Below are 23990 nucleotides of genomic sequence, written 5' to 3' on the forward strand. Positions count from 1 at the left end.
TTGAAAAGAAAGAACTGTGCCGACTACCGAAGTTGAACTGCTATGAGGCTTAGCTACTGATTACAATGATTTTCTGGGAGTAAACCCGATTACTTATGGCTGTGCTTGTTGGTGGGTTGCGCAAATGTCACCTCAATAATATGAAGTCGCTGCGCTTGGCTGTTTGTTTCGATGAATTTGCACGAAAGAATGGTGCCGACTACCGGAGTCGAACTGCAATGAGACTTAGTTACTGATTACAATGATTTTCTGGGAGTAAACCTGATTACTTATGGCTGTGCTTGTTGGTGGGTTGCGCAAATGTCATCTCAATAATATGAAGTCGCTGCGCTTGGCTTTTTATTTCGATAAATTTGCACGAAAGAATGGTGCCGACTACCGGAGTCGAACTGGTGACCTACTGATTACAAGTCAGTTGCTCTACCAACTGAGCTAAGTCGGCACACAGGGTAAATCTTTCTGGGTGACGCTACTTTTGGGTTGTTGGTAAACTGCTTGGTAGCAGCTAATCCCGAAAGCGAGCGCCATTGTATGCATAATTTAAATGTTGTCAATCAATTAAAAAAAAAATCTAAACGAATGCTTAAAGTTTCATCAATCTTTGGGCTTCACCTTTTAGCATCGGGAAATTTTCTATAGGTAGATACTCGGCCAAGGCGTGCATTGTTTTCCCTAACTCAGCATAATCGCTAGCACATAAATTAAAGTGCCCCATCTTGCGCTTTTTCCTTGGGCTTTTACCGTACCAGTGTAAATGGCAACCAGGAATACTTAACATGTCTCGCGAGAACGCTTTGCAGCCTATGATATTGATCATCGCTGTTGGCGAGGTGACTTTTGTTGAGCCTAAAGGTAACCCCTTCACCGCTCTGAGGTGATTTTCAAACTGGCAGGTGTCTGCGCCTTGCATGGTCCAGTGACCCGAATTATGCACACGAGGTGCGATTTCATTGACTAGCAATTGTTGACCAATCTGGAAAAACTCTACTGCTAACACTCCTACGTAATCTAAGGATTCCGCTAGTTTGTTAAATACTTCTTGAGCTTGTTGATTAAGGGCTTCGTCTACCTGTGGAGCAGGCGCAATAGAAACATGCAGTTGTCCTTGATAGTGCAAGTTTTCAGCAAGGGGATAATAAGCAATATCACCATCACTGCCACGCACTGCAACTAACGATAGCTCACGCTCAAAACTGAGCATTTTTTCGACTACTAAAGGAACTTTGTGCAAATCTAGTTGCGACAACGTTTCCTTTAATGCGGGTAGTTCGCTTTTGTTTTGTAGTCGCCATTGTCCGTAGCCATCGTAGCCATCGCGGCTTGCTTTAATAATCAGTTTTTCCCCAAGTTTAGCCACTGCTGCATCTAGTTGGTCAACCTCGGTGACTATTTCAAATGGACAGTTTGCGATAGCCAATTTTTCAAGTAACTTTTTTTCTCGGAGGCGATCTGCACCGGTCAAAATAGCCTCTGCACTGGGTTTGAGTTTACCACTGCTGTGAACTAACTCGAGTAAGTCTTCTGGGATATGCTCAAACTCAGCCGTGATAGCGTTCACTTCTTCAATCTGCCTATCAAGGGAGTTATTGATAATCAACTTAGTCACAGGGTCTACAACTTTGTTATCTGCGACATCTACTGCCTGAACACTTATTCCAAGTGGATAGCCTGCCAATGCCATCATTCTAGCTAATTGACCCGACCCAAGAACTAATACGCTCATTTAGACAATCTCACCTGTGGTTTCATCATGTATGTTTTTATCATGTTTGTCTTTATCATAAAGAGGGAAGGACAAGTTCATCCTGAGCCAAAACGGTAGCTGTTTGCTCTGCTCGAAAATCTTTGACTGCTTGTCGCACATCAGGATTTTGCAGTGCAACAACTTGCGCTGCTAGTAGTCCTGCATTGGCTGCGCCGGCTTCTCCAATTGCTAAAGTGCCGACGGCAACACCTTTGGGCATTTGTACTATCGACAGTAAAGAATCAATGCCGTTAAGTTGACTAGAACGTACTGGCACGCCAAACACGGGTAAATGTGTGTGTGCGGCAATCATACCTGGCAAATGTGCTGCACCACCTGCGCCACCAATTATTACTTGAAAACCCTGGCTTGCCGCTTCCTCAGAGAAATCTGTGAGTAAATTTGGAGTACGATGAGCAGAGACAACTTTGGCTGTATAACTGACGCTAAGTTTTTCTAACATTTGGGCTGCGTGTTGCATGGTGGGCCAGTCTGATTTTGATCCCATTACTATTGCCACGTCCGGCATAACATTCTCTCTTAAATCACATTGAGTGGTTTGGGGGCCATTCCCCTAAAATTTTGGAGGCGTATTGTAGCTTATTGCAATCCGCATAGAAACCAAATCAATCTATGGCTTGATTCCGACTATTTTAATGCAAATCCATGTAATCCATGGTCAAGTCGGTGAGTAATTTCACTCCTGTTTTCATGGCAGAGTCATCAACATAAAATTCAGGAGTATGGTGAGCTGGGGCTTCGTTTGCCGGTACGTCTAATGGTTTACCCCCAATCCATAAATAGAGTCCAGGCACTTTTTCTTGAAAAAACGAGAAGTCTTCAGCACCGGTTACCGGTTTGCTATAAATCACATTGTCGCTGCCGGCACTTTTAATCAGCGTAGGGACCATTTTTTCGGTGAGTGCAGGGTCATTGTAGGTAATGGGGTAGTAATAATCTAAAGGTAAAGTGATTTCTGCGGTGGCGCGCATACTGTCTGCGATACCATTGACTTTCCTTGGAAGTGCTTCATACATATGTTCTCGTGCGGCTTTGTTTAAAGTTCTTATAGTACCGACTATTTCCACTTCACTTGGAATGATGTTTGAGCGGTTGCCGCCATGAATAGAACCTATAGTGACCACGGCCGCTTCATCAATTAGTTTGATTTCTCGGCTGACTATGGTTTGTAAACTCATGATGATTTGAGCTGCGGTGGTAATAGGATCGACACTTAACCATGGGTAAGCGCCATGGGCCTGTTTACCTTTTACTACAATTTTAAAAGGATCAACCGCTGCCATTGCGCCCCCCTCTTTGTAGAGTATTTTACCCACGTCCGTTCCCGCACTGATATGTAATCCAAATATAACGTCTACTAATGGATTTTTTAGTACGCCTTCTTCAACCATTAGTTCGGCTCCGCCTTTTTCTCCTCTTGGTGCGCCTTCTTCAGCGGGTTGAAAAATAAACTTCACTTTGCCACGTAGCTTGCTTTTCATTTTCACCAAAATTTCCGCTGCTCCCATTAACATTGCAACGTGGGTATCATGGCCACAAGCATGCATTACAGGTACATTCTTACCTTCAAGCTCTCCTCGGGCGGTAGACTTCCAAGGTAAATCGTTTTGCTCAAGTACTGGTAGTCCATCCATATCCGCTCGCAGCGCAATTACTGGCCCGGGTTTACCACTATCAAGTACCGCTACCACTCCCGTTATCGCAATTCCCTTTTGTACTTGTAAACCCAAACTTTCAAGGTGTTTGCTGACGTAGCTTGCGGTTTTAAATTCGCGGTTGGATAGCTCTGGATTCTTATGTAAATGGTGACGCCACTCGATTACCTGTGGCTCAATATCAATTAACATTTGTTCAAGGCTTGCGGCGGCGAATATACGAGGCGTAAAAATTAGCAATATTAGTACTGCAGGTATGAACAGTTTCATAGTTTATCGACTGTGAGTGAGCAGATACCTAATATCGTAAAAGCACATGGGCTTGTCAAATTTTAAACAGGTATGCGTCCAAAAAGTCAAAAAAAATCCGCCAACAGTTTCCTGAAAGCGGATTTTCGTGATTTAGGGTAGCGAAACGTGACTAACTTTTTTGTCTGCGCATCGCAGTAAAGAATTCATTGTTGGTTTTTGTCATAGACAACTTGCCAATTAAAAACTCCATCGCGTCTATTTCAGACATTTCGTGCACTATCTTGCGTAATATCCACATCTTTTGTAATTCATCTTGAGTCGTTAATAACTCTTCTCTACGAGTACCTGAGCGATTGTAATCAATTGCTGGGAACACGCGTTTTTCAGCTATCTTGCGGTTCAAGTGTAATTCCATGTTACCTGTACCTTTAAACTCTTCGTAGATAACTTCATCCATTTTAGAGCCTGTGTCGATCAACGCAGTGGCAATAATAGTTAAGCTTCCACCTTCTTCGATGTTTCGGGCAGCACCAAAGAAACGTTTAGGTTTGTGTAATGCATTGGCGTCCACACCACCTGTTAGTACTTTACCCGAAGATGGAATAACTGTGTTGTACGCTCGTGCTAGTCGGGTAATTGAGTCCAGCAAGATAACGACGTCTTTTTTATGTTCGACTAATCGTTTGGCTTTTTCGATAACCATTTCTGCCACTTGGACGTGACGGCTAGCGGGTTCGTCAAAGGTAGAAGCGACTACTTCACCTCGAACTAAGCGTTGCATTTCTGTTACTTCTTCAGGACGTTCATCTATCAACAACACCATCAATAAACATTCAGGGTGATTGGCTGCAATTGATTGCGCAATGTTCTGAAGTAGTAATGTCTTACCGGCTTTAGGTGGAGCGACGATTAAACCACGTTGACCACGGCCGATTGGTGAGGCTAAGTCTAAAACTCGCGCAGTGATATCTTCACTACTGCCATTACCCCGTTCCATAGTTAAACGTTCGTTAGCATGCAGAGGAGTTAAGTTTTCGAACAATATTTTATTGCGCGCATTTTCAGGGCGATCGTAATTTACTTCACTAATTTTTAATAATGCAAAGTAACGTTCGGTATCTTTTGGCGGGCGAATTTTCCCCGCTATAGTGTCACCAGTACGCAGATTGAAGCGTCTAATCTGACTAGGTGATACGTAAATATCGTCTGGCCCAGCTAAGTACGAAGAGTCGTTGGAACGCAAGAATCCAAAGCCATCTTGGAGAATTTCCAATACGCCATTTCCAAAAATATCTTCACCGCTCTTAGCGTGTGATTTAAGGATTGAGAAAATAATGTCTTGTTTACGAGCGCGGGCCATGTTTTCTAGCTTCATTTCTTCCGCTAGGCTAACTAGTTCACTGATCGGTTTGTTCTTGAGTTCCGTTAGGTTCATAATTGGTGGGTCTTTATGCTGAAGCTTGTTTTTAAAGCCAGTTTGATTGAGTGATTCAAAGGTTTTTTACTTATTTACATCTCTGATTTGAGCGAAGTATAGGGGTGTTCAGGTGTGAACAATATAAAAGTTAGCACCAAATAATTCCTGAGTCCAGTGAATTGTCTGCCGCTTATTGGATTTTAACCGTATCACACATTGCTACTTTACAGTATCGGTCAATTTCCAAAAACTTGAATAACAATTTATTTACAATAGAAATAGGCGCTGTAGGCATGTTGCTGGCATTTTCAGATATAAAAAAGCCCAGCATTTGCTGAGCTTTGATATTTCTTTTTGTAATAACAAAGATTAGATATTTTCGTTCAAAAACTCTAAAAGTTGCGCTTTTGACAACGCGCCTACTTTAGTTGCTGCTACATTTCCGCCTTTAAACAACAACAATGTAGGTATACCTCTTATGCCATACTTAGGTGGTGTTTCGTTATTTTCATCGACATTCAGCTTGCCAACTGTTACTTTGCCGTCAAATTCGTCAGCTACTTCATGCAGTATAGGTGCGATCATTTTACATGGACCACACCATTCTGCCCAAAAATCAACTAACACAGGACCAGCAGCATTGATAACATCGGCCTCGAAACTATCATCAGATAACTGGATAATTTTGTCGCTCATTCTTTTCTCCGTAATTTTTTCTCTGGCTGACATGACTCAGCGCGGTTATGATTGTTATATAGAAACTGGTTTTTAATGCAAGCAATGATAAGCTATAAGCTATGCCAACTACACATTTAACCGATACAAAATTTTCAGACTTACCCATTAATACAAAGGTTATAGAAGCCCTAAATGCGGCCAATTTTAGTCTTTGTACACCTATTCAAGCTTTGAGTTTACCGCAGCTACTTGAAGGCAATGATATTGCCGGCCAAGCGCAAACAGGAACAGGTAAAACCATCGCATTTTTGGTCGCCACTTTCCACTATTTGTTGACTAACCCACAAGACTCAAAACGTCAGCCTCGGGCGATCATCATGGCGCCTACCCGTGAATTAGCGGTGCAAATTTTTAACGATGCAGAATTGCTTAGCCAACACACGGGTTTAACCCTTGGATTGATTTATGGGGGCGAGGGGTATCAAAGTCAACGGGAAAAATTACAAGGCGGTGTAGATATTATTATCGGCACCACAGGTCGAATCATCGATTACTATAAACAAAATATCTTTTCTCTGGCTGGCATTCAGGTTGCGGTGTTAGACGAAGCTGACCGTATGTTTGATTTAGGCTTCATCAAAGATATTCGGTTTTTATTCAAGAGAATGCCAAAACCAACTGAACGTTTAAGTATGCTGTTTTCAGCAACTTTGTCTTACCGCGTCCAGGAGCTTGCTTACGATCACATGGACAATCCGACTCATGTACAGATTGAGCCTGAAAGAAAAACTGCGGAACGAGTAAAAGAAGAGCTATTTTATCCCTCAGACGAGGATAAGCCGTATTTGCTATTAACTTTGATGGAAGAAGAGTGGCCAGATAAAGCGATAGTGTTTGCAAATACTAAGCACGGTTGTGAAAGAGTATCAGATTGGTTAGAAGCGGATAATCATAGAGTAGGATTGTTAAGTGGTGATGTCCCGCAAAATAAACGTTTAAAAATACTGGATAATTTTACTAGTGGCGTAATCGATATACTAGTCGCCACGGATGTTGCCGCACGGGGCTTACATATTCCAATGGTAAGCCACGTCTTTAACTACGATTTACCCGATGATCCCGAAGATTACGTACACCGCATTGGAAGAACAGGTCGTGCAGGTGAAAGCGGCAGTTCAATTAGTTTTGCGTGCGAAAAATATGCTTTGAATTTACCGGCAATAGAAGAGTATGTGCAACACTCAATTCCAGTGACAGAGTATAATCCCAATGATCTATTACGAGACGTGACCCCACCTAAAGCGCGTTATAAAAAACGTATGCAAAGTGGTAAAAGTCACCAAAAACGACCTTCAGGTCCACGCCCAAATCGAAATAGATGAATAATAATACCGAGATATTGACACCCTTTTCGCAACCTGAGCAATTGTATGCCGCCGTAGATTTAGGCTCTAACAGCTTTCATATGGTTATTGTGCGAGTTGTGGCCGGCAGCGTACATATTATTGGTAAAGTAAAGCAGAAAGTACGACTCGCGGCTGGTCTAGATGAAAATATGATGCTTGACCAGCAAAGTCTTGATAGAGGTTGGAGTTGCTTAGAAACCTTTGCTGAACGATTACAGGATATTCCCCTTTCAAATATTAAAATTGTCGGAACCGCTACATTACGTTTAGCCGCTAACGCAGACGTGTTTATCAAAAAAGCAGAAAAAATACTCAAACATAAGTTAGATGTGATTGATGGTGAGGAAGAAGCCAGACAAATATATTTAGGCGTGGCTTACACCTCTGCCAATCAAGGTAACTCTTTGGTGATTGACATAGGCGGTGCAAGCACTGAAGTGATTGTCGGCAATGATATGAACCCGATCCACTTAATTAGCCTGAATATGGGATGTGTCACATTTAAAGAGCACTTTTTTACTGACGGGAAAATATCAAAACAGAATTTTGAGCAGGCAATTCAGCGGGCTAAATCGCTGTTAGAACCAGTAAAAAACGACTTTATTAGTTTTGACTGGCAACAGTGTTTAGGCGCCTCAGGCACCCCACAAGCGATTACTGAAATTTTAGTGACACAAGGTATCAGTGATTCTATCCGCTTGGATTATCTACATAATTTAAAACAGCAATGTATAGATTGTGAGTCTATTGATTTATTGCAAATAGAAGGGTTAATTGAGTCTAGAAGAGCTATTTTTCCTAGTGGTTTAGCAATATTGATTGCGCTGTTTGAACAGCTCAATATTCAAGAAATGCAAATATCAGGTGGGGCGTTAAGAGAAGGGCTTATCTATGGCATGTTAGATAACATGCAACAAAACGACCGCAGATTGCAAACGTTGGAGCAGAGTATTGAGCGCTTTCATATAGATCCTGAACACGCTAACCGAGTTAAAAACATCGCACTTGGATTGTTTAAGCAAATACAAAATCAAATAGTATTAGGGAAAGTCGACTGTGAAGCTATGTTGATGGCTGCCGCAATGTTGCATGAAATTGGTTTACATATTGAGTATAAATTACACCATCAACACGGTGCATACATTCTACAGCATCTACCTATGGTGGGTTATACCCAACAGCAACGCGCCGGTATTAAAATGTTGGTTCAAAGCCATAGGCAAGAAATAAAGCTCGGTTTATTTGATTCCTTCCACCCAGAAGTGCGCCAAGCGCTTTTGGTACTAGTGAGAATCTTACGTTTATCTTGTTTACTTTCGATTCGTCGAAAAGATAATCTGGTTGCCGACTTTACGATCAAAGTATCAGATAAAAAGTGGGTGCTTACTTTTCCTGAAGGCTGGTTGAAATCTCATCCTTTAATCGATGCTGAATTAGCCAATGAAAAGTGGCAACAGCATAAAGTGGGTTGGGTACTTGAATGTTTTTAGTGTTGTAATCCAGGCTGCGCATCTAGGGCAACTTTTTCCAATCAAGTAGTATTGTACAAAAACAATAGAGCGTTGGCGCTAGCTGTGGGTCATTAAGCTAACGCCATTTAAAATCTTAAATGATAGGGGCTTAACCGTTAACTAACGTAAAAGTTGCGCGGCTTGCTTCGCAAAATAAGTTAAAATTCCGTCCGCCCCAGCTCGTTTAAAAGCCATCAACGATTCTAATATCACTTCATCTTCTTTTAACCAGCCGTTGTCAAACGCTGCTTTGTGCATGGCATATTCACCACTGACTTGATAGGCAAACGTGGGCACTTTGAACTCATCTTTACAACGTCTAACTATGTCTAAGTACGGCATGCCGGGTTTGACCATCACCATGTCTGCACCTTCTTGTAAATCTAATGCAATCTCACGCATCGCTTCGTCTGAGTTCGCAGGATCCATTTGGTAGTTCTTTTTGTTTCCTCCTTTTATATTGCCAGCTGAACCGACCGCATCTCTGAACGGTCCGTAATAGCTAGAAGCGTATTTGGCAGAATAAGCCATGATACAAGTATTGAGATAGCCATTACTTTCAAGTGCTTGGCGCAATGCTCCTACTCTGCCATCCATCATGTCGGATGGGGCAACGATATCCGCTCCTGCTTCTGCATGTGACAAGGCTTGTTTAACCAGCACCTCTATGGTCTCATCATTGAGCACATATCCGTGCTCATCAATTAGGCCATCCTGTCCATGGGAAGTAAATGGGTCTAGGGCGACATCAGTAATAACTGCTATGTTAGGCACTGCTTGTTTGATAGCGCGCACAGCTTTTTGCGCTAGACCATCTGGGTTAAACGCTTCGCTGGCACACAATGATTTGGCATTCATTGGAGTTACCGGAAACAAAGCAATGGCTGGAATTCCAAGTTCAACAAGCTCATGGGCTTCATCGACTAGCAGGTCAATAGACAAGCGGTTGACACCGGGCATCGAAGGTACCGCTTGTTGCAGATTTTCGCCTTCCAATACAAACATGGGGTATATTAAATCACTAGATGTCAGTTGATTCTCTGCCACCAATTTACGGGTAAAGCCTTGTTTACGTAATCTACGCATACGAGTATGCGGGAATTGTTGTTTCATAATTAATCCTACTGTTCTACACCACTTAATTGGCTGCCTTTTACGTTATTTCGACCTGAATTTTTGGCGTTGTAAAGTTGTTTATCGGCCAAAGCTAAAATAGCGTTTTCCGGTTGGTTTAGCTCTGCTATTGCACTACCTATGCCCGCACTAATAGTGATATCCACAGACACTCCGTCTGCTTGTATACTGGTTTGTTCTATCTCTGTTCTGAGTTTCTCGACTAGCGCCAAGGCTCCTTCTAGGTCAGTACTAGGCAAAATGAGAGAAAATTCTTCGCCACCGTATCTGCACACGTCATCACTGGGTCTTTTTAAGGCTTTTTGCAGAACTTGGGCGACCGACTTAATACACTGGTCACCCACTAAATGACCGTATTGGTCGTTTACTTTTTTGAAGTGATCGATGTCCATCATGACAACAGATAATTGCGTGTGTTCGCGTCGGCTTCGGCGTACTTCAGCTTGGTATTTTTTATCAAAATAGCTGCGGTTGCGGATCCCAGTTAACGCATCCAAGGTGTTTTTTTCTTGGAGTTCACGGTTTGTTTCAGATAATTCACGCAGTGCAATCTCTAACTCTAATGTGCGCTCCTGTACTTTGTATTCAAGCTCTTCAGTCGCATTTTCTTGTAATAACAACAAATCTTTTTGGGCATGTTGCGCTTGCCTTTCTTGGTTTAATAATTCTGATTGAGTATTGATCAAAGCTTGGCGTTGTTCATTATGGCTAACAGCCAAAATAAGTGCCAAAAGCACGGTTTCAAAGGCCGCACCTGACATCAGTAAATAGTAGCTAGGAGAGTTAAATTCAACGATGTTTAAGGCATCTAAACTCAAGGCAAAACCACTAAAGAAAAGTACAGCCGATGCCAAAGCATAATACCCAGCTATTCGTAAACCTTTTAGCCATAACCAAATAACGACAACCAAAACAATGAGTTCAGCAATACATAAAATGGCTAAAAATGCCGTGAGGAATACTGGAAGTGGTACAAATAAACTGACAATTAAACCCAATATAAAAGTAGCCGCGACAGATTTGAGAAGCCGACTCAGTTTGGTATTAAAGGCATTAACGTTAAGTAATCCATCACAAAACATAATCGACAACCAAAGAGTTAGGTTGGCAAAAATTCCTATTGCATGTTGTTGTAACCACGGCGAGTTAGGCCAAATGTAGCGATAACCTAAACCTTGAATGGCCGCCAAAGTTAACGCGATACATACGACATAGCCGGTATAGGTCAAAAAAATTGGAGAGCGGGTTGTAATGAAAAAGAATAGGTTGCTCAATCCCATCGCTAACATTAATCCAAAGAACCCTCCCATGACCAAATTGTTTTTACTGGTACGCTCGAGATAATTGTTTTGCTGCCATATATTTAAGGGTAAACGCATCGCACCTTTAGTATAAGTGCTGATATACACAACAATAGGTTGCGCGTTATTAGGGATCGCAAAAACAAAGTTTTCATGTTCAATAGTGCGTTGTGAAAAAGCTAAGGTATCTCCTACGGCGTATTCGCTAAGCACCTCATTGTGTTGCACAAACCAGACCTTAACCTCGTCCAATAAAGGATAGTCAATTTCCAACAACCAAATTTGTGCAGTGGAAAGGTCCTCTAAGGTGAACCTAAACCAATGTTGGCTATTGGACATTTCTAATGTGGTTAGGTCGTGGTTAAGTGGCTGCCAACTATCATTGGGCTGACCGATGATATCCGTAATCGAGAATACTTTTTCTGAGTCAACTAGGTGTGTAATGTTTTGTACCTGTTTATGACTCACTCGCGTTGTTTCGAATAAATTAGTCGCAGCAAAAATTGCCATTGCACAGAAAATGCTAAGCATTAGTAACAACCAATTTTTGCTTAATACTAACCCAATTGAAGTATTATTCATGGGCTGCTCGTTGCTTAGAAAATTTGAATAATTTCTGTGAATTGGTTTGGCATGCTACTTTTAGAGTTTCCGTATCAATTTCCATTAACTCTGCCACTTGTGCTGCAATATAGGGTAGGTAGGCGGGTTCGTTATTACCTTGGTCTACTTTACGGTTGTTCGCTAGGCTTTTAGGTCGTAGGTAAGGCGCATCAGTTTCCAATAGTATCCGGTCTAAGGGTAATGTTTTTAGGGCCTCTCGCAAATCTTGGCCGCGTTTGAGATCACAAACCCAACCTGTAATACCAATAAAGAGGTCTAGATCTAAATAGCGATGCATCTGTTCGCTATTACCGGTAAAACAATGAACAACGCCGCCTTTCAACTGTGCTCGATAATATGTTAATAAATCAATCTGCGACTCAAAAGCATCGCGCTCATGCAAAAAAACTGGCAACCCAAGTTCACAGGCTAGCTTAAGCTGTTCTTCAAAAGCAAACAACTGTTGCTCGGGAGTGGAAAAGTTTCGATTAAAATCTAAACCACATTCTCCCATTGCGACAACTTGGGATGATTTGGCTAAGGCTCTAAGGTCATTGACCGTTTGCTGGGTAAATTGGCTAGCGTCATGTGGGTGAACACCAATTGTTGTAAATAAGTGACTCGGATACTGGCGCGCCAATTGAGTCGCTTTATGGCTCTTGTCTAAGTTGGTACCAGTTATGATGATTTGGGAAACGTCAGCTGCTAAAGCTCGTTCAAATACTGCCTCAAAAGATAAACGTGGATCAGTAAAATTAACGCCAATATCGCACCAAGACATCTGTTTACCTCATTGGTCTATTACAAAAAGGAAGGTTCATTTAAAAGTCGTAGATTTAGATTAGCTTGATGGCGTTTTAAGCGTAGTCTCGTACAATTCGCCACAATAAATTCTGTTGCATACTTCAAGGGGATTCCTGCTGCTCTTGATCTGCTTTATTACGAGAATAAATACTGCCAACAATAATACCGAATTCATACAGCACCCACATCGGTATAGCGAGCAAGGTTTGAGAGATGATATCAGGCGGAGTAAGTAGCATGCCTACTACAAATACAGCCACTATAACATAGGGGCGTTTTGCCCTAAGTGCTTCCACCGTTGTCATACCTGTCCAGCACATCAATACAACAGCAACAGGGATCTCAAAAGCCAAACCAAATGCAAAAAATATTTTAAGCACAAAATTAAGGTAACTACTAATATCGGTATTGATTGCCACGCCCTCTGGCGCGACGCTAGAGAAAAATGCAAAAGCCAATGGAAACACCACGTAATACGCAAACGCCATCCCTAAGTAAAACAATAGGGTGCTGGAAAGCAATAGCGGCGCTACTAGTCGTTTTTCGTTTTTATATAGTCCAGGCGCAACAAATCCCCATATTTGATAGAGAATGACGGGAATGGCAATAAAAAAAGATAACACCATAGTTAACTTAAATGGTGCGAAGAAAGGAGACGCCACATCTGTCGCAATCATTTGCGCGTTTTCAGGCAAAGTGTCTAATAAAGGGGTGGCTAACCAATGGTATAAATCTTGGGCAAAATATACCAAGCATAAAAACACTACAAATACACTAACAACAGCCTTTAAAACACGGCCTCGAAGCTCGATTAAATGAGCAATTAAGCTATTGGGTTCAGCCATAGTTACTCTTTAGAATAAGGTTTTTGAACGGACTTGGCGGCATCGCGAAGTTCATCAACAGATTTTTGTAATTCAGGAGATAGATTCTCTAGGTTTTGCTGTTCGGCTTTTTTTAAGTTTTCGTGTAATTCATGAATTTTGAATTGTTGTTCTACTTCTTGCCGAAAACCACTGGCCATACCTTTAATGCTGCGTACTGTTTTCATAGTCGAGCGCACAGCACCAGGTAATCTCTCCGGTCCTAGGACTACTAAACCAACAACGGCAATAATTAGTAGTTCAAAAAAGCCGATATCAAACATTAACTTTGCTCTTTTTGTTCACTCTTGGTTTGCTGAACTGTTTTTTCTGCTTCTACGGTCGTTTTGTCTTCGACTTTTTCTTTCGCAACAAAATCAGCGTCCTTTTCTTTTTCGTCGTCACTCATGGCTTTTTTAAAACCTTTTAGTGCAGAGCCTAAATCTCCGCCTAAACCTCGTAATTTTTTGGTTCCAAAAAGTAACACTACGATCACCAAAATAATCAACAACTGCATAGGGCTAATGCCAAACATAAAATACTCCTAGAAACTGTATGGATTTCATTATACTTAGCTTATTGGAAAGGTCACTGGATTTGATAGCAAATCTGAGATGTTTAAGCTATTGAGCATCAATTACGCTATTCTAAAATCGCAAACACCAATCGTTTACTGATATTAAAAGGAAATATGTGAGAAACGCTCTGTTACTGTTCTTTGTTGTTATGGCTTTTGTCGCAAAAGTTAATGGGCAAGAGACAGAACAAGAATATCCGTGGTTAGACAGTATGCATGAGAGCATTGCCTCATCTGTTAATTCTAGTGCGATGTGGTTTGATGATTATTTTGAACTTAAGGAATTTAATCACGATGAAGAAGCAACAGGAGAGGCACGGATCCGCTTGGGCTGGGAGCCGAGAAGTCGCCATTTAAATGAGTTTGAAACGCGGGTTAAAATTAGGGTTAGATTACCTAACTTAAAAAATCGAGCAGATTTAGTTTTTTCAGATTACGAAGATGATAGACAAAATAATGATCTGCAATCCTCAGGCAACAACGAGTTTACAGAAAGAAACCGTTTTAGTTTAGCGTTGCGTTGGCGTAGTAGCCCTGAAAGTGGTTTATCACATCGTATCGGGGTAGGACGTCGATTGCAGGCATTTGTCAAAAGCCGTTATCGACACTCCCATTTGTTATCTGAAAAAACCAAGTTAAATTGGGAAACCTCGGCCTACTTGTATAGTAACGACGGCTTAGGTGCGAATTTTTCATGGCAGCTTTCCCATAGCGTCACTAAAAATTCCATATTCAGGTGGAACAATCATTTTTATTTTAGAGATCACAGTAATGATTGGTTATGGCAACACAATGTGCAGAAGTTAACTCAATTTGATGAAAAAAATGCTTTGATATCGGGCTTTTATATTGAAGGTTTGAGTCGCCCTAACTATCGTTTAGAAGAATATTTAGTGAGTCTTAGATGGCGTAAAAACACATTACGCAAGTGGCTATTTTACGAAGTCGAACCCTTTATAATGTGGCGCCGTGACGAGAGTTTTTCGGCTTCGTACGGCATAGCTTTAAGATTAGAGGGGTATTTTGGTCACGATTAACCGCTTTTTATAACCGCCTCGAACCTACGTACTTTTGAATCGCCAAGCCACTACCCAGCTTATTAATCCTAACGCTATACAGCATATACTTGGCCACCAATTCGGTTGATAAGTAGGCAAAATGGCTGCGGAGATGATAAAAGTAGCGCCCACTAAAACTAGCTGCGAACTACGGTGTTGTTGTCTTAATTGTTTTTGTTGTAACTCAAATTGCAGCTTTTGCTGCTCAGGTAATTTTTTAACTTGTTTTAAAGTGTCGTAAATCAAGTCTGGCATTTCAGGCAATTTCTCAGACCAATAAGGTAGGTTCGCAGAAATTTTTTGATACATAGCTTTCAATCCAATTTGTTCCTTCATCCAGTTTTCTAGAAACGGTTTTGCGGTTTTCCATAAATCAAGCTGTGGGTATAACTGACGGCCTAGGCCTTCAATATAAAGGAGGGTTTTTTGCAGCAGTACCAGTTGCGGTTGTATCACCATATTAAAACGCCGAGCAGTATTAAATAGTTGTAGTAACACGTTGCTAAATTCAATCTCTGCTAGCGGTTTTTGAAAAATAGGTTCGCAGACTTTGCGAATCGACGCTTCAAAATCGTCGATGTCGGTATTCGAAGGCACCCATCCCGAGTCCACATGTAGCTGCGCCACCTTACGATAATTGCGATTAAAAAAGGCGATGAAATTCTCTGCCAAATATCGCTTGTCTTCGCTATTGAGGGTACCTACTATGCCAAAATCAATGGTGATATATTGTGGATCATCAGGGCTGTGAGTAGAAACAAAAATATTGCCAGGATGCATGTCTGCATGGAAAAAACTGTCTCGAAAAACCTGGGTGAAAAAAACCTCAACACCGCGTTCAGCCAATTTTTTCATGTTGGTATTGCGGGCAACTAACTGGGTGACGTCAGAAATAGGCGTGCCGTAAATTCGTTCCATTACCATCACATTTTTATGGCTGTAGTCACTATAAATAGTTGGAACGTACAAAGCTGTCGAATTTTCAAAGTTGCGTTTAAATTGTATGCCATTCGCGGCTTCATGAGTCAGATCTAATTCGTCAATTATGGTGCGTTCGTATTCTTCGACCACTTCGACTGGGCGCAAACGCTTACCATCTGGTAATAGTTTTTGTAAGGCATTGGCCACGGTACGCATCAATTCAATATCAGATTGAATGGTATGTTTGATTTTGGGGCGAATGACTTTAACTATTACATCTTGATTACCGCTTTTTAACTTAGCAGCATGAACTTGCGCAATTGAGGCTGAGGCTAATGGTTTAGTTTCAAATTCAGAGAATACCTCAGCAAGATCCGCCAGGCCAAAACTTTGGCGGATAATTTGTTTTGCTAACTCGGGATCGAATGGTTCAACTTGGTCTTGTAAAATAGATAATTCAGCAGCTAAGTCTTCTGGTAGTAAGTCTTTGCGAGTCGATAACATCTGACCGAATTTAATAAAAACTGGCCCTAAGGTTTGCAGGGCTAACCTAACACGAGTTCCTTGGGATTTATCTGGATGTTTATTACGTAACCAAAAAAATCCAATTCGTCCTAATTTTGCATACCAAGGCAGCCATTTGTTAGGAATAAGCTCATCTAAGCCGTGCTGCAACATCACCTTATTTATTTGGTAAAAGCGTAGAATTCTCACGTTAATTATCTGATCCTGTTGCGGTTTTTTGGCGTTGTTCTAATTGGGCGACTCGGGCAAACAATCGCTCAGTGGCACTACGGATCTCATTTACTCCTTTGCTAAACTCATGAACTTCACTTGGTTTGACGGCAATTGAATCGCCTTGGGTTAAGCGTTCACTAAGATCAATGGCGCCTTGTTCTATCTGTGATTTTGCGGTATCAAATAAGGCTCTCATGCTCGCAAACGTCTGGTGGGCTACCACATCTCCCGTATATTCAGAAAGTTGTTCTTCCCAATCTATGTCTATATCTTTAAGTAAGTTACTAAAGGTTTGTGCCACATAGACATCACCGATTAGATTAAGCTGTTTTTGCTGGATAAGTTGCGTGAGTTGACTGCTATCTTTAAGTTTGGGAAGCGTTTCTAGATTCAATTCGATTAAACAATCAACAGATTCAGTCGTAGAGGCCAAGTCTTTGTCAGCACTAGTGACAGACCGCACTACCACTTGCTCCGAAAAATTAAACACTAAAGGCCATGGCAATTCTGCAATAGTTACCTGCAGCGATTTTCCGGATAATTTTTTCAAGCGATGTGGGCTATCTTCATCGAGTTTAAGTAAGCGATTAATCGCTAACTCGATACCTGCGGTCATTAACTGAGCAAAAGGCATACTAAAATTTGAAGCCTCTGTGTAAGGCTACAATACCGCCTGTTAAATTATGATAAGTGGTTTGTTCAAATCCAGCGTTGTCCATCATTGTTTTGAGTACTTCTTGCTCTGGATGCATGCGAATAGATTCGGCTAAGTACTGATAACTATCAGCGTCATTTGCCACAAGCTGCCCTATTTTTGGTAACAAATGAAATGAATACATGTCATAGGCTTTATTTAACATTTCGTTGCTAGGCTTAGAAAACTCTAATACCAATAAGCGACCGCCAGGTTTTAAGACGCGATACATCGACGCTAACGCTTTGTCCTTATCTGTTACGTTTCTAAGCCCAAACGCGATAGTAATAATATCAAAACTGTTATCAGGAAAGGGCAGAGTTTCGGCGTTAGCTTGCACATACTCTACATTGCCAACTATACCTCTATCGCGGAGTTTATCGCGGCCAACCTTTAACATGGCGTCATTGATGTCGGCCAATATTACCTGGCCTGTTTCGCCTACAATACGAGAAAATTTAGCAGTTAAATCTCCTGTGCCACCGGCTAAATCCAATACTTTGTGCCCAGCGCGGGCACCGCTACAATCGATTGTGTAGCGTTTCCATAAACGATGGATCCCAAAAGACATTAAATCGTTCATTACATCGTATTTTGCTGCAACCGACTGGAACACATCTTTGACCATATTAACTTTTTGGCTGGTGTCTACCTGTTTAAAACCAAAATGTGTGGTTTGTTGTTGCTGTGAATGAGTTTCAGGTGTTTCAGGCGCGCTCATGAGTATTCCTTGAGTATCAATTATTACTAGTTTACCGAATTAAGGCGCGCGTCAACAGCGAATGTTTGTAGCTTTTTTGATTGTGTCTGTTTGTTAAACACGGAAATCGAAGGATATGGATACAAATACCTCAGTTGAAAATATTGTCATCAACTGAGGCAATTTAGGCACAATGTGCCTAACATTATAGTGTGCTTATTATTTTATCTAAGCCTAATTTTGATTTCTTAACAGCCTGCATTGAAGACAAACCATCTGGGTATTCCTCCTGTTCTAGCACTAACCAACGAGTCCCACCCACTGCCGCTTGGGTTTTAATCAAACTCGCCCAGTCGTATTGGTCTTCACCAATAATTGGACTCGCTTGTTGCGGAGTTCTATCGGGGCCATGATAATTTCGGATCTTAATATGAGTCGCTAAAGTACGTCCTGCGTAACGTTTCACGTATTCAATTGCATCCTTATCAGCAAAGTTTACCCAACCAACATCCAACTGCAATAACACATTCTGTGGAGTGTTCTTAGCAATGTAATCCCAAAAGGTTAAGTTTTGGTAAGGGTCAAATTCTCTGTCATGATTATGGTAACCAATCAACATACCTTGTTTCGCTAATTTAGTAGATAGTTCAGTCAATTCTGCTACCAAACTCTCCACACCATCAGGACTCCAAGCTCTGCTATCCATAGGTACAATGACCATTTCAATCTCTAGTGCTTTTAAGAAATTGAGTGTTGGTGTTAATTTTTCACCTCTTAGTCCGTCAAAACCAACGTGAGCACCACTGGCTTTTAAACCCAATGAGTTCAGATATTCTTTCAAACCTTGAGGGTTGTCAGAAAATTCACCGTAATTCCCAGCAAACTCCACACCTTGAAACCCCATATCTGCAAGTTGTTTTAGGGTACCCTTAAAATCCTTTTCAATCGCGTCTTTGACTGACCAAAGTTGCACACTCACTGGTGGAACTTGGACGTTTTCTATTTGATTAGGTTCTGTGCCAGAACAAGCCGTAAGCCCAAATAAAGCAAAAACCAAATAACAAGTCAGTAAAATTTTATTCATGTTCTACACCTTTGTAAAAGTAAACTGGATTCCAGAAGCTGTGCATATCTACCTTTAAATCGTCAGAATCAAAATAAACTTGTTAAGGTTTTGTAGATATAACATTAACGAGATGATAACCAAAGAATGGCAAAACTGATAGTTAGGAATCAGTCGCTAATGCAATAAAATCAGCGTTGTTTGCTCTCGGTTAAATGCCAATAGAACTATAAACAATGCACAAAGAGTTGCTGATGAACTAAATTAAATTATCACCCACACTTTTTGAGAGGATCATACTCAACTCCTGCAATGAAAGACCGCTCTGTTGTTGTAGTTCGTTAAAGCTTTGCTGGATCGCGGTAAGACTGCGTTTCGACTGAGCAGAACCAGAAATGATATGACGCTTATAAAAATAACCTATCACATCATTGGTTAATAGAAAGGTATCTTTGCCTAATGCCCTTAACCCATAAGGGCCGGTATTGCCCCCAAGTCTAGCGCCATGTTTTTTTAAATAGGCCCACAGACCGACAATATCTTCAGTTGGCCATTGAGCGACAAACTCAGCAAAACTACCATGCTCGCGAGCCACTGTATCAATCATTATGGCGTTGTCACGTATGGTTTTAACTTTAGTAAAATTGCGAATGATACTAGGGTCAGTGGCCTTTTTTTCAAGCATTTCATCAGGTATTAATAGTATTTTTTCGATATTAAAGTCAAAAAACACTCGTTCAAAATCCGACCATTTGTTTGTTACCACGCGCCAAACAAAACCCGATTGAAACACTTTTTTAGTGAACTCAGCCAAAAACCTATCATCGCTAATTTGGCTCAACTCAAAGCTATCTAACGGTCTGTCGATAATGGCTGACAAAGCTTGCGGGCCTCCCTTTCGCTCGCAAGCTCGTTGTTGGATTCGCTTAAAGGTTTCTAAATTGCTCAAACTCATTGCTAAGCTGCAATACCAGAGTGTCGAAGCAATGCATCCACTTCTGGCTCTCTTCCTCTAAACGCAATAAACAACTGCATCGGATCTTTACTGCCACCCATTTCTAAGATGTTAGTCAAAAAATCGTGTCCAGTTTGTCGATTAAAAATGCCTTCTTCTTCAAAACGACTAAAGGCATCAGATGACAGCACTTCAGCCCACTTATAGCTGTAGTAACCTGCAGCATAGCCGCCTGCAAAAATATGCCCAAAACTGTTTTGGAATCGATTAAAGCTTGGCGGAATAATCACGGCGACCTGCTTACGCACTTCATCCAACCATTGTTGAACATTGGTTTTTCCTGCAACAAAATGTTCATGTAAGCTGAAATCAAACAAGCTGAATTCCAGTTGTCTTAGCATCTGCATCGCGGATTGAAAGTTGCGAGCTGCTAACATATTGTCGAGTAACACTCTAGGAAGAGGCTCACCTGTTTCAAAGTGCCCAGAAATAAAACTTAGCGCTTCTGGCTGCCAACACCAGTTTTCTAAAAATTGACTGGGTAATTCTACTGCATCCCATGGCACACCGTTGATACCCGATACTCCACCTACATTTATTTTGGTCAGCATATGATGAATGCCATGTCCAAACTCATGGAACAAAGTCACCACTTCGTCGTGAGTAAATAACGCCGGTTTGTCGCCAACAGGGCCGTTAAAGTTACAGGTTAAATAGGCAACTGGGTATTGCTGGCTGCCATCTAACTTTTGTCTGCGCACTTGGCATTCGTCCATCCAAGCACCGCCACGCTTTTTTTCTCGAGCAAATAAGTCAAAATAGAAACTGCCACGTAATGCGCCAGAGCTATCGTGAATATCATAAAAACGCACGTCTTTGTGCCATGTATCTATATTGTCACGAGCTGTAATGGTTAAGTTGTATAGGCGTGAAATGACTTCAAATAAGCCCTTTACTACAGTGTTTTCAGGAAAGTAAGGGCGTAATTGTTCATCGGAAATTTTGTAGGTTTGTTCTTTTAATTTTTCGCTGTAATAAGCGTAATCCCATGCATTTAAGCTATCTTTTTGAAAGTGCTCTTTGGCATAGTCTGCTAGGGTTTGTATATCTTGTTGTGCTTGTGGTTTAGAACGTTTTGCTAAGTCTTGTAGAAAACCATTAACCTGTTCACTTGAATTGGCCATTTTACTGGCCAATGAGTAGTCTGCAAAATGTTTAAAGTCTAACAACTGCGCCAGTTCTTGTCGTAAACTCAAAGTTTCGTTGATGATTTCGGTATTATCCCATTTACCAGCATTGGGACCCTGATCAGACGCTCTAGAGGTATAAGCTCGGTACATTTCTTCACGTAATTCTGGATTATCTGCATGGGTCATTATCGGTAAATAACTAGGAATATCTAAGGTAAATAACCAACCCGTTAGGTTTTTACTTTCAGCCAACTGTTTAGCCGCAGCTAAAGCGGAATCAGGTAATCCTGCTAATTGCGCTTTATCTGTCACGTGTTTTTGCCAGCCTAAAGTCGCATCCATCACATTGTTGCTAAAGGTTGAGCCTAAGTCAGATAAGCGACTCTGTATCTCGGCATAGCGTGCTTTTCTGGTTTCATCTAAAGCTACACCCGAAAGTTTAAAATCTCGGATCCCATGAGCAATGACTTTTTGCTGTGCTTCTGACAAGTTTGCAAACTCGTCGCTAGCTTCAATTTGGCAATAAGCATTGTATAAGTCAGCATTTTGTCCGACCCAAGTTCCATATTCTGACAAAGCAGGTAAACAAGCGTCATGAGCTTCTCGCAGTTCATCATTGCTTACCACTGAATTCATATGGGAAATAGGGGACCATTTACGACTTAGTTGATCGTCTACTTCCTCAATGGGGGCGATTAGATTGTTCCAGCTGAAGCTATCTTGTTTTAGTAACTCGCTAATTTTGGCTTTGCAGGCTTCAATCGCTTGCTTAATTGCAGGTTGAATATGCTCAGGTTTGATGGCCGAAAATTGCGGTAGGCCGGATAAGTCATTGATTGGGTTGCTCATAAAATACTCTTCTTTGTATCAGTTATACCAAGAAATTGGGTTACTTAGGTGAAATCTCAATAGCAGACCGCTTGATGTAGCATTTAATTTTGGTAGATGTAATTTATTTTGAGCAGGGTCGTTCTAATTGATCCGAAAACTCATCGATTAACTAGATTGCGATAATTGCAAAATTGCGGTGTTATTTTTGTCGTATAGGCATTATCTTTTACTCACTTATTTTAAATAGACTTCAACTAGGCAGACTCATGGCAGATTTTGATTATATATGTATTGGTGGTGGCAGCGGTGGTATTGCATCGGCCAATCGCGCGGCGAAACATGGTAAAAAAGTAGCGCTGGTGGAAGCCAATGCTATCGGTGGAACATGCGTCAACGTAGGTTGTGTACCTAAGAAAGTGATGTGGTTTGGCGCCCATGTTGCTGAGGCCATTAACTTGTATGCACCTGATTATGGTTTTGATGTCACGGTGAATAACTTTAATTGGCAAACCTTAGTAGATAGCCGCGAAGCCTACATTAAGCGTATTCATGGTAGTTACGGAATGGGATTCGAAAAAAATGGGGTCACATTAATTAATGGATTCGCTACTTTTGTGGATAAAAATACCATCGAAGTAAACGGCACACAGTACACCGCAGATCACATTTTGATTGCCACTGGTGGGCGACCTACCTTACCTAAAATACCGGGAGCAGAATTAGGAATCGATTCAAACGGATTCTTTGAGCTGACTGAGCAGCCAAAACGTGCCGTAGTAGTAGGCGCTGGTTATATTGCTGTAGAACTTGCGGGGGTGATGCATGCATTAGGCACTAAAACCGATTTGGTGGTGCGTAAACATGCTCCATTGCGTACTTTTGACACTATGTTATCCGAGACTTTAGTCGAGCTTATGGCTCAGGACGGCCCCACATTGCATACGAATGCCACACCTAACTGTGTCACAAAAAACTCAGATGGTTCTTTAACTATTGAATTTGAAAACGGCACATCCATTGAAACGGATTGTGTGGTTTGGGCTATAGGCCGCGAACCAGCCACAGATAAAATTGGCTTAGAAAATACCGGCGTTGAACTAAACGAGCGTGGCTATATTAAGGTCGATAAGTATCAAAATACTAACGTTGAAGGTATTTACGCTGTGGGTGATAACATTGGATACGTTGAACTCACCCCCGTTGCAGTGAAGTCCGGTCGTTTGCTGTCTGAGCGCTTGTTTAATGGTCAAACTGATGCGCACATGGACTATTCGTTGATCCCTACTGTAGTGTTCAGCCACCCTCCGATTGGTACAATTGGGCTAAGTGAGCAAGAAGCCATTGAGGAATATGGACTCGCTAATATTACTGTGTATAACTCGGGTTTTGCCGCCATGTATACTGCGGTAACTAAACATCGTCAGATGACCCGTATGAAGTTAATTTGTGCTGGCGAAAACCAAAAGGTAGTGGGGCTTCACGGCATCGGAGCGGGCATGGATGAAATACTCCAGGGTTTTGGAGTGGCTATGAAAATGGGCGCCACCAAAGCGGACTTTGACGCCTGTGTGGCAATTCACCCAACTAGCGGCGAGGAGTTTGTTACCCTCAACTAACAATCATTTTTCTTTTTGTTATTAAGCTTTATTAGAAAATCAATCTTAAGCTGAAAGTATCGTGAACGATACTTTCAGCTTTTTTTATTCTTCTAAGTTTTGTCTCTTTCTGAATTGATACCAATCCATCCTAACAATTGATCGCTCAGCGAGGTTTAAAATCACCTAATCAAGGCGTTCGAATGAAGCAATAGTTATTCTATTGTAAGTTCGAGCAACGCAGAGTAGGTGCTTTTAAACCTCGCCCAAAGGGAGAAC

Annotated in this window: 21 protein-coding genes and 1 tRNA gene; 4 read left to right on the top strand and 18 right to left on the bottom strand. The window is 41.4% G+C overall.

Features of this window, described 5'->3' with window-relative positions:
• Nucleotides 1–366 precede the first annotated feature (366 nt).
• The 6 genes from ABJK37_RS10265 to trxA form a co-directional block, all read right to left on the bottom strand.
• Nucleotides 367–442 (bottom strand) — tRNA-Thr (locus ABJK37_RS10265).
• A gap of 141 nt (nucleotides 443–583) precedes the next feature.
• Nucleotides 584–1723: a 5-(carboxyamino)imidazole ribonucleotide synthase gene (locus tag ABJK37_RS10270; protein ID WP_348352831.1), complete on the bottom strand. Its 1140-nt coding sequence runs from the start codon at nucleotides 1721–1723 to the stop codon at nucleotides 584–586.
• A 55-nt stretch (nucleotides 1724–1778) separates the two neighbouring features.
• Nucleotides 1779–2273: a 5-(carboxyamino)imidazole ribonucleotide mutase gene (purE, locus tag ABJK37_RS10275; RefSeq protein WP_348352834.1), complete on the bottom strand. Its 495-nt coding sequence runs from the start codon at nucleotides 2271–2273 to the stop codon at nucleotides 1779–1781.
• Nucleotides 2274–2397: 124 nt separating this feature from the next.
• Nucleotides 2398–3690: an amidohydrolase gene (locus ABJK37_RS10280; protein WP_348352837.1), complete on the bottom strand. Its 1293-nt coding sequence runs from the start codon at nucleotides 3688–3690 to the stop codon at nucleotides 2398–2400.
• A 151-nt stretch (nucleotides 3691–3841) separates the two neighbouring features.
• Entirely contained in the window at nucleotides 3842–5107 is a 1266-nt protein-coding gene (gene rho / locus ABJK37_RS10285; protein ID WP_215933762.1) for a transcription termination factor Rho, read from the bottom strand.
• Nucleotides 5108–5458: 351 nt separating this feature from the next.
• Nucleotides 5459–5785 carry a thioredoxin TrxA gene (trxA, locus tag ABJK37_RS10290; RefSeq protein WP_007625278.1) on the bottom strand — a complete coding sequence of 109 codons (327 nt, stop codon included), beginning with the start codon at nucleotides 5783–5785 and terminating at the stop codon, nucleotides 5459–5461.
• A 101-nt stretch (nucleotides 5786–5886) separates the two neighbouring features.
• Between trxA and rhlB the strand changes: the two genes are divergently transcribed.
• Nucleotides 5887–7149 carry an ATP-dependent RNA helicase RhlB gene (gene rhlB / locus ABJK37_RS10295; RefSeq protein ID WP_348352843.1) on the top strand — a complete coding sequence of 421 codons (1263 nt, stop codon included), beginning with the start codon at nucleotides 5887–5889 and terminating at the stop codon, nucleotides 7147–7149.
• Entirely contained in the window at nucleotides 7146–8663 is a 1518-nt protein-coding gene (locus ABJK37_RS10300; protein ID WP_348352846.1) for a guanosine-5'-triphosphate,3'-diphosphate pyrophosphatase, read from the top strand. Before rhlB ends, ABJK37_RS10300 begins: the two co-directional genes overlap by 4 nt.
• Nucleotides 8664–8804: 141 nt before the next feature.
• Here the strand turns inward: ABJK37_RS10300 and hemB are convergent, their stop codons facing one another.
• From hemB to tatA, 6 genes are all read right to left on the bottom strand, one after another.
• Entirely contained in the window at nucleotides 8805–9797 is a 993-nt protein-coding gene (gene hemB, locus ABJK37_RS10305; RefSeq protein WP_348352849.1) for a porphobilinogen synthase, read from the bottom strand.
• Nucleotides 9798–9805: 8 nt separating this feature from the next.
• Nucleotides 9806–11701 carry a diguanylate cyclase gene (locus ABJK37_RS10310; protein WP_348352852.1) on the bottom strand — a complete coding sequence of 632 codons (1896 nt, stop codon included), beginning with the start codon at nucleotides 11699–11701 and terminating at the stop codon, nucleotides 9806–9808.
• Nucleotides 11694–12503, bottom strand: coding sequence for a TatD family hydrolase (locus ABJK37_RS10315; RefSeq protein WP_348352855.1), 810 nt, complete (start codon nucleotides 12501–12503; stop codon nucleotides 11694–11696). Before ABJK37_RS10315 ends, ABJK37_RS10310 begins: the two co-directional genes overlap by 8 nt.
• A gap of 124 nt (nucleotides 12504–12627) precedes the next feature.
• A complete protein-coding gene (gene tatC / locus ABJK37_RS10320; protein ID WP_348352858.1) occupies nucleotides 12628–13371 on the bottom strand; it encodes a twin-arginine translocase subunit TatC in 744 nt (247 codons plus the stop codon).
• Between the two features lie 2 nt (nucleotides 13372–13373).
• Nucleotides 13374–13673: a Sec-independent protein translocase protein TatB gene (gene tatB / locus ABJK37_RS10325; protein ID WP_348352861.1), complete on the bottom strand. Its 300-nt coding sequence runs from the start codon at nucleotides 13671–13673 to the stop codon at nucleotides 13374–13376.
• Complete coding sequence (gene tatA / locus ABJK37_RS10330) at nucleotides 13673–13924, bottom strand: twin-arginine translocase TatA/TatE family subunit (protein ID WP_348352864.1); 252 nt, start codon at nucleotides 13922–13924, stop codon at nucleotides 13673–13675. Before tatA ends, tatB begins: the two co-directional genes overlap by 1 nt.
• A gap of 158 nt (nucleotides 13925–14082) precedes the next feature.
• On the opposite strand from tatA, the gene ABJK37_RS10335 reads away from it, so the two are divergent.
• A complete protein-coding gene (locus ABJK37_RS10335; protein WP_348352867.1) occupies nucleotides 14083–15003 on the top strand; it encodes a hypothetical protein in 921 nt (306 codons plus the stop codon).
• Between the two features lie 24 nt (nucleotides 15004–15027).
• Here ABJK37_RS10335 and ubiB read toward each other — a convergent pair whose 3' ends face one another.
• The 6 genes from ubiB to prlC all read right to left on the bottom strand — a co-directional run bounded on the left by ubiB (nucleotide 15028) and on the right by prlC (nucleotide 22134).
• On the bottom strand, nucleotides 15028–16659 hold the full coding sequence (ubiB, locus tag ABJK37_RS10340) for a ubiquinone biosynthesis regulatory protein kinase UbiB (RefSeq protein ID WP_348352870.1): 1632 nt from the start codon (nucleotides 16657–16659) through the stop codon (nucleotides 15028–15030).
• Nucleotide 16660: 1 nt separating this feature from the next.
• Nucleotides 16661–17317: an SCP2 sterol-binding domain-containing protein gene (locus ABJK37_RS10345; RefSeq protein WP_348352873.1), complete on the bottom strand. Its 657-nt coding sequence runs from the start codon at nucleotides 17315–17317 to the stop codon at nucleotides 16661–16663.
• A gap of 1 nt (nucleotide 17318) precedes the next feature.
• Nucleotides 17319–18098, bottom strand: a complete 780-nt coding sequence (gene ubiE, locus ABJK37_RS10350) for a bifunctional demethylmenaquinone methyltransferase/2-methoxy-6-polyprenyl-1,4-benzoquinol methylase UbiE (protein ID WP_348352876.1) — start codon at nucleotides 18096–18098, stop codon at nucleotides 17319–17321.
• 184 nt (nucleotides 18099–18282) lie between these two features.
• Nucleotides 18283–19161 (bottom strand): sugar phosphate isomerase/epimerase, encoded by an 879-nt coding sequence (locus ABJK37_RS10355; protein ID WP_348352879.1) that lies wholly within the window; start codon nucleotides 19159–19161, stop codon nucleotides 18283–18285.
• Nucleotides 19162–19399: 238 nt separating this feature from the next.
• Nucleotides 19400–20095 carry a DNA-3-methyladenine glycosylase I gene (locus tag ABJK37_RS10360; protein ID WP_348352882.1) on the bottom strand — a complete coding sequence of 232 codons (696 nt, stop codon included), beginning with the start codon at nucleotides 20093–20095 and terminating at the stop codon, nucleotides 19400–19402.
• A gap of 2 nt (nucleotides 20096–20097) precedes the next feature.
• Nucleotides 20098–22134 (bottom strand): oligopeptidase A, encoded by a 2037-nt coding sequence (gene prlC / locus ABJK37_RS10365; protein ID WP_348352885.1) that lies wholly within the window; start codon nucleotides 22132–22134, stop codon nucleotides 20098–20100.
• Nucleotides 22135–22382: 248 nt separating this feature from the next.
• Here prlC and gorA point away from each other — a divergent pair, with 248 nt between their 5' ends.
• Nucleotides 22383–23732 carry a glutathione-disulfide reductase gene (gorA, locus tag ABJK37_RS10370; protein WP_348352888.1) on the top strand — a complete coding sequence of 450 codons (1350 nt, stop codon included), beginning with the start codon at nucleotides 22383–22385 and terminating at the stop codon, nucleotides 23730–23732.
• Nucleotides 23733–23990: the final 258 nt, after the last annotated feature.

This window comes from Paraglaciecola sp. (assembly GCF_039964565.1).
GTDB lineage: Bacteria > Pseudomonadota > Gammaproteobacteria > Enterobacterales > Alteromonadaceae > Paraglaciecola.

Bases quoted from the DNA above. Each gene is read 5' to 3' on its own strand.
- ABJK37_RS10270 (WP_348352831.1), bottom strand. From the start codon at position 1,723: ATGAGCGTATTAGTTCTTGGGTCGGGTCAATTAGCTAGAATGATGGCA.
- purE (WP_348352834.1), bottom strand. From the start codon at position 2,273: ATGCCGGACGTGGCAATAGTAATGGGATCAAAATCAGACTGGCCCACC.
- ABJK37_RS10280 (WP_348352837.1), bottom strand. From the start codon at position 3,690: ATGAAACTGTTCATACCTGCAGTACTAATATTGCTAATTTTTACGCCT.
- rho (WP_215933762.1), bottom strand. From the start codon at position 5,107: ATGAACCTAACGGAACTCAAGAACAAACCGATCAGTGAACTAGTTAGC.
- trxA (WP_007625278.1), bottom strand. From the start codon at position 5,785: ATGAGCGACAAAATTATCCAGTTATCTGATGATAGTTTCGAGGCCGAT.
- rhlB (WP_348352843.1), top strand. From the start codon at position 5,887: ATGCCAACTACACATTTAACCGATACAAAATTTTCAGACTTACCCATT.
- ABJK37_RS10300 (WP_348352846.1), top strand. From the start codon at position 7,146: ATGAATAATAATACCGAGATATTGACACCCTTTTCGCAACCTGAGCAA.
- hemB (WP_348352849.1), bottom strand. From the start codon at position 9,797: ATGAAACAACAATTCCCGCATACTCGTATGCGTAGATTACGTAAACAA.
- ABJK37_RS10310 (WP_348352852.1), bottom strand. From the start codon at position 11,701: ATGAATAATACTTCAATTGGGTTAGTATTAAGCAAAAATTGGTTGTTA.
- ABJK37_RS10315 (WP_348352855.1), bottom strand. From the start codon at position 12,503: ATGTCTTGGTGCGATATTGGCGTTAATTTTACTGATCCACGTTTATCT.
- tatC (WP_348352858.1), bottom strand. From the start codon at position 13,371: ATGGCTGAACCCAATAGCTTAATTGCTCATTTAATCGAGCTTCGAGGC.
- tatB (WP_348352861.1), bottom strand. From the start codon at position 13,673: ATGTTTGATATCGGCTTTTTTGAACTACTAATTATTGCCGTTGTTGGT.
- tatA (WP_348352864.1), bottom strand. From the start codon at position 13,924: ATGTTTGGCATTAGCCCTATGCAGTTGTTGATTATTTTGGTGATCGTA.
- ABJK37_RS10345 (WP_348352873.1), bottom strand. From the start codon at position 17,317: ATGCCTTTTGCTCAGTTAATGACCGCAGGTATCGAGTTAGCGATTAAT.
- ubiE (WP_348352876.1), bottom strand. From the start codon at position 18,098: ATGAGCGCGCCTGAAACACCTGAAACTCATTCACAGCAACAACAAACC.
- ABJK37_RS10355 (WP_348352879.1), bottom strand. From the start codon at position 19,161: ATGAATAAAATTTTACTGACTTGTTATTTGGTTTTTGCTTTATTTGGG.
- ABJK37_RS10360 (WP_348352882.1), bottom strand. From the start codon at position 20,095: ATGAGTTTGAGCAATTTAGAAACCTTTAAGCGAATCCAACAACGAGCT.
- prlC (WP_348352885.1), bottom strand. From the start codon at position 22,134: ATGAGCAACCCAATCAATGACTTATCCGGCCTACCGCAATTTTCGGCC.
- gorA (WP_348352888.1), top strand. From the start codon at position 22,383: ATGGCAGATTTTGATTATATATGTATTGGTGGTGGCAGCGGTGGTATT.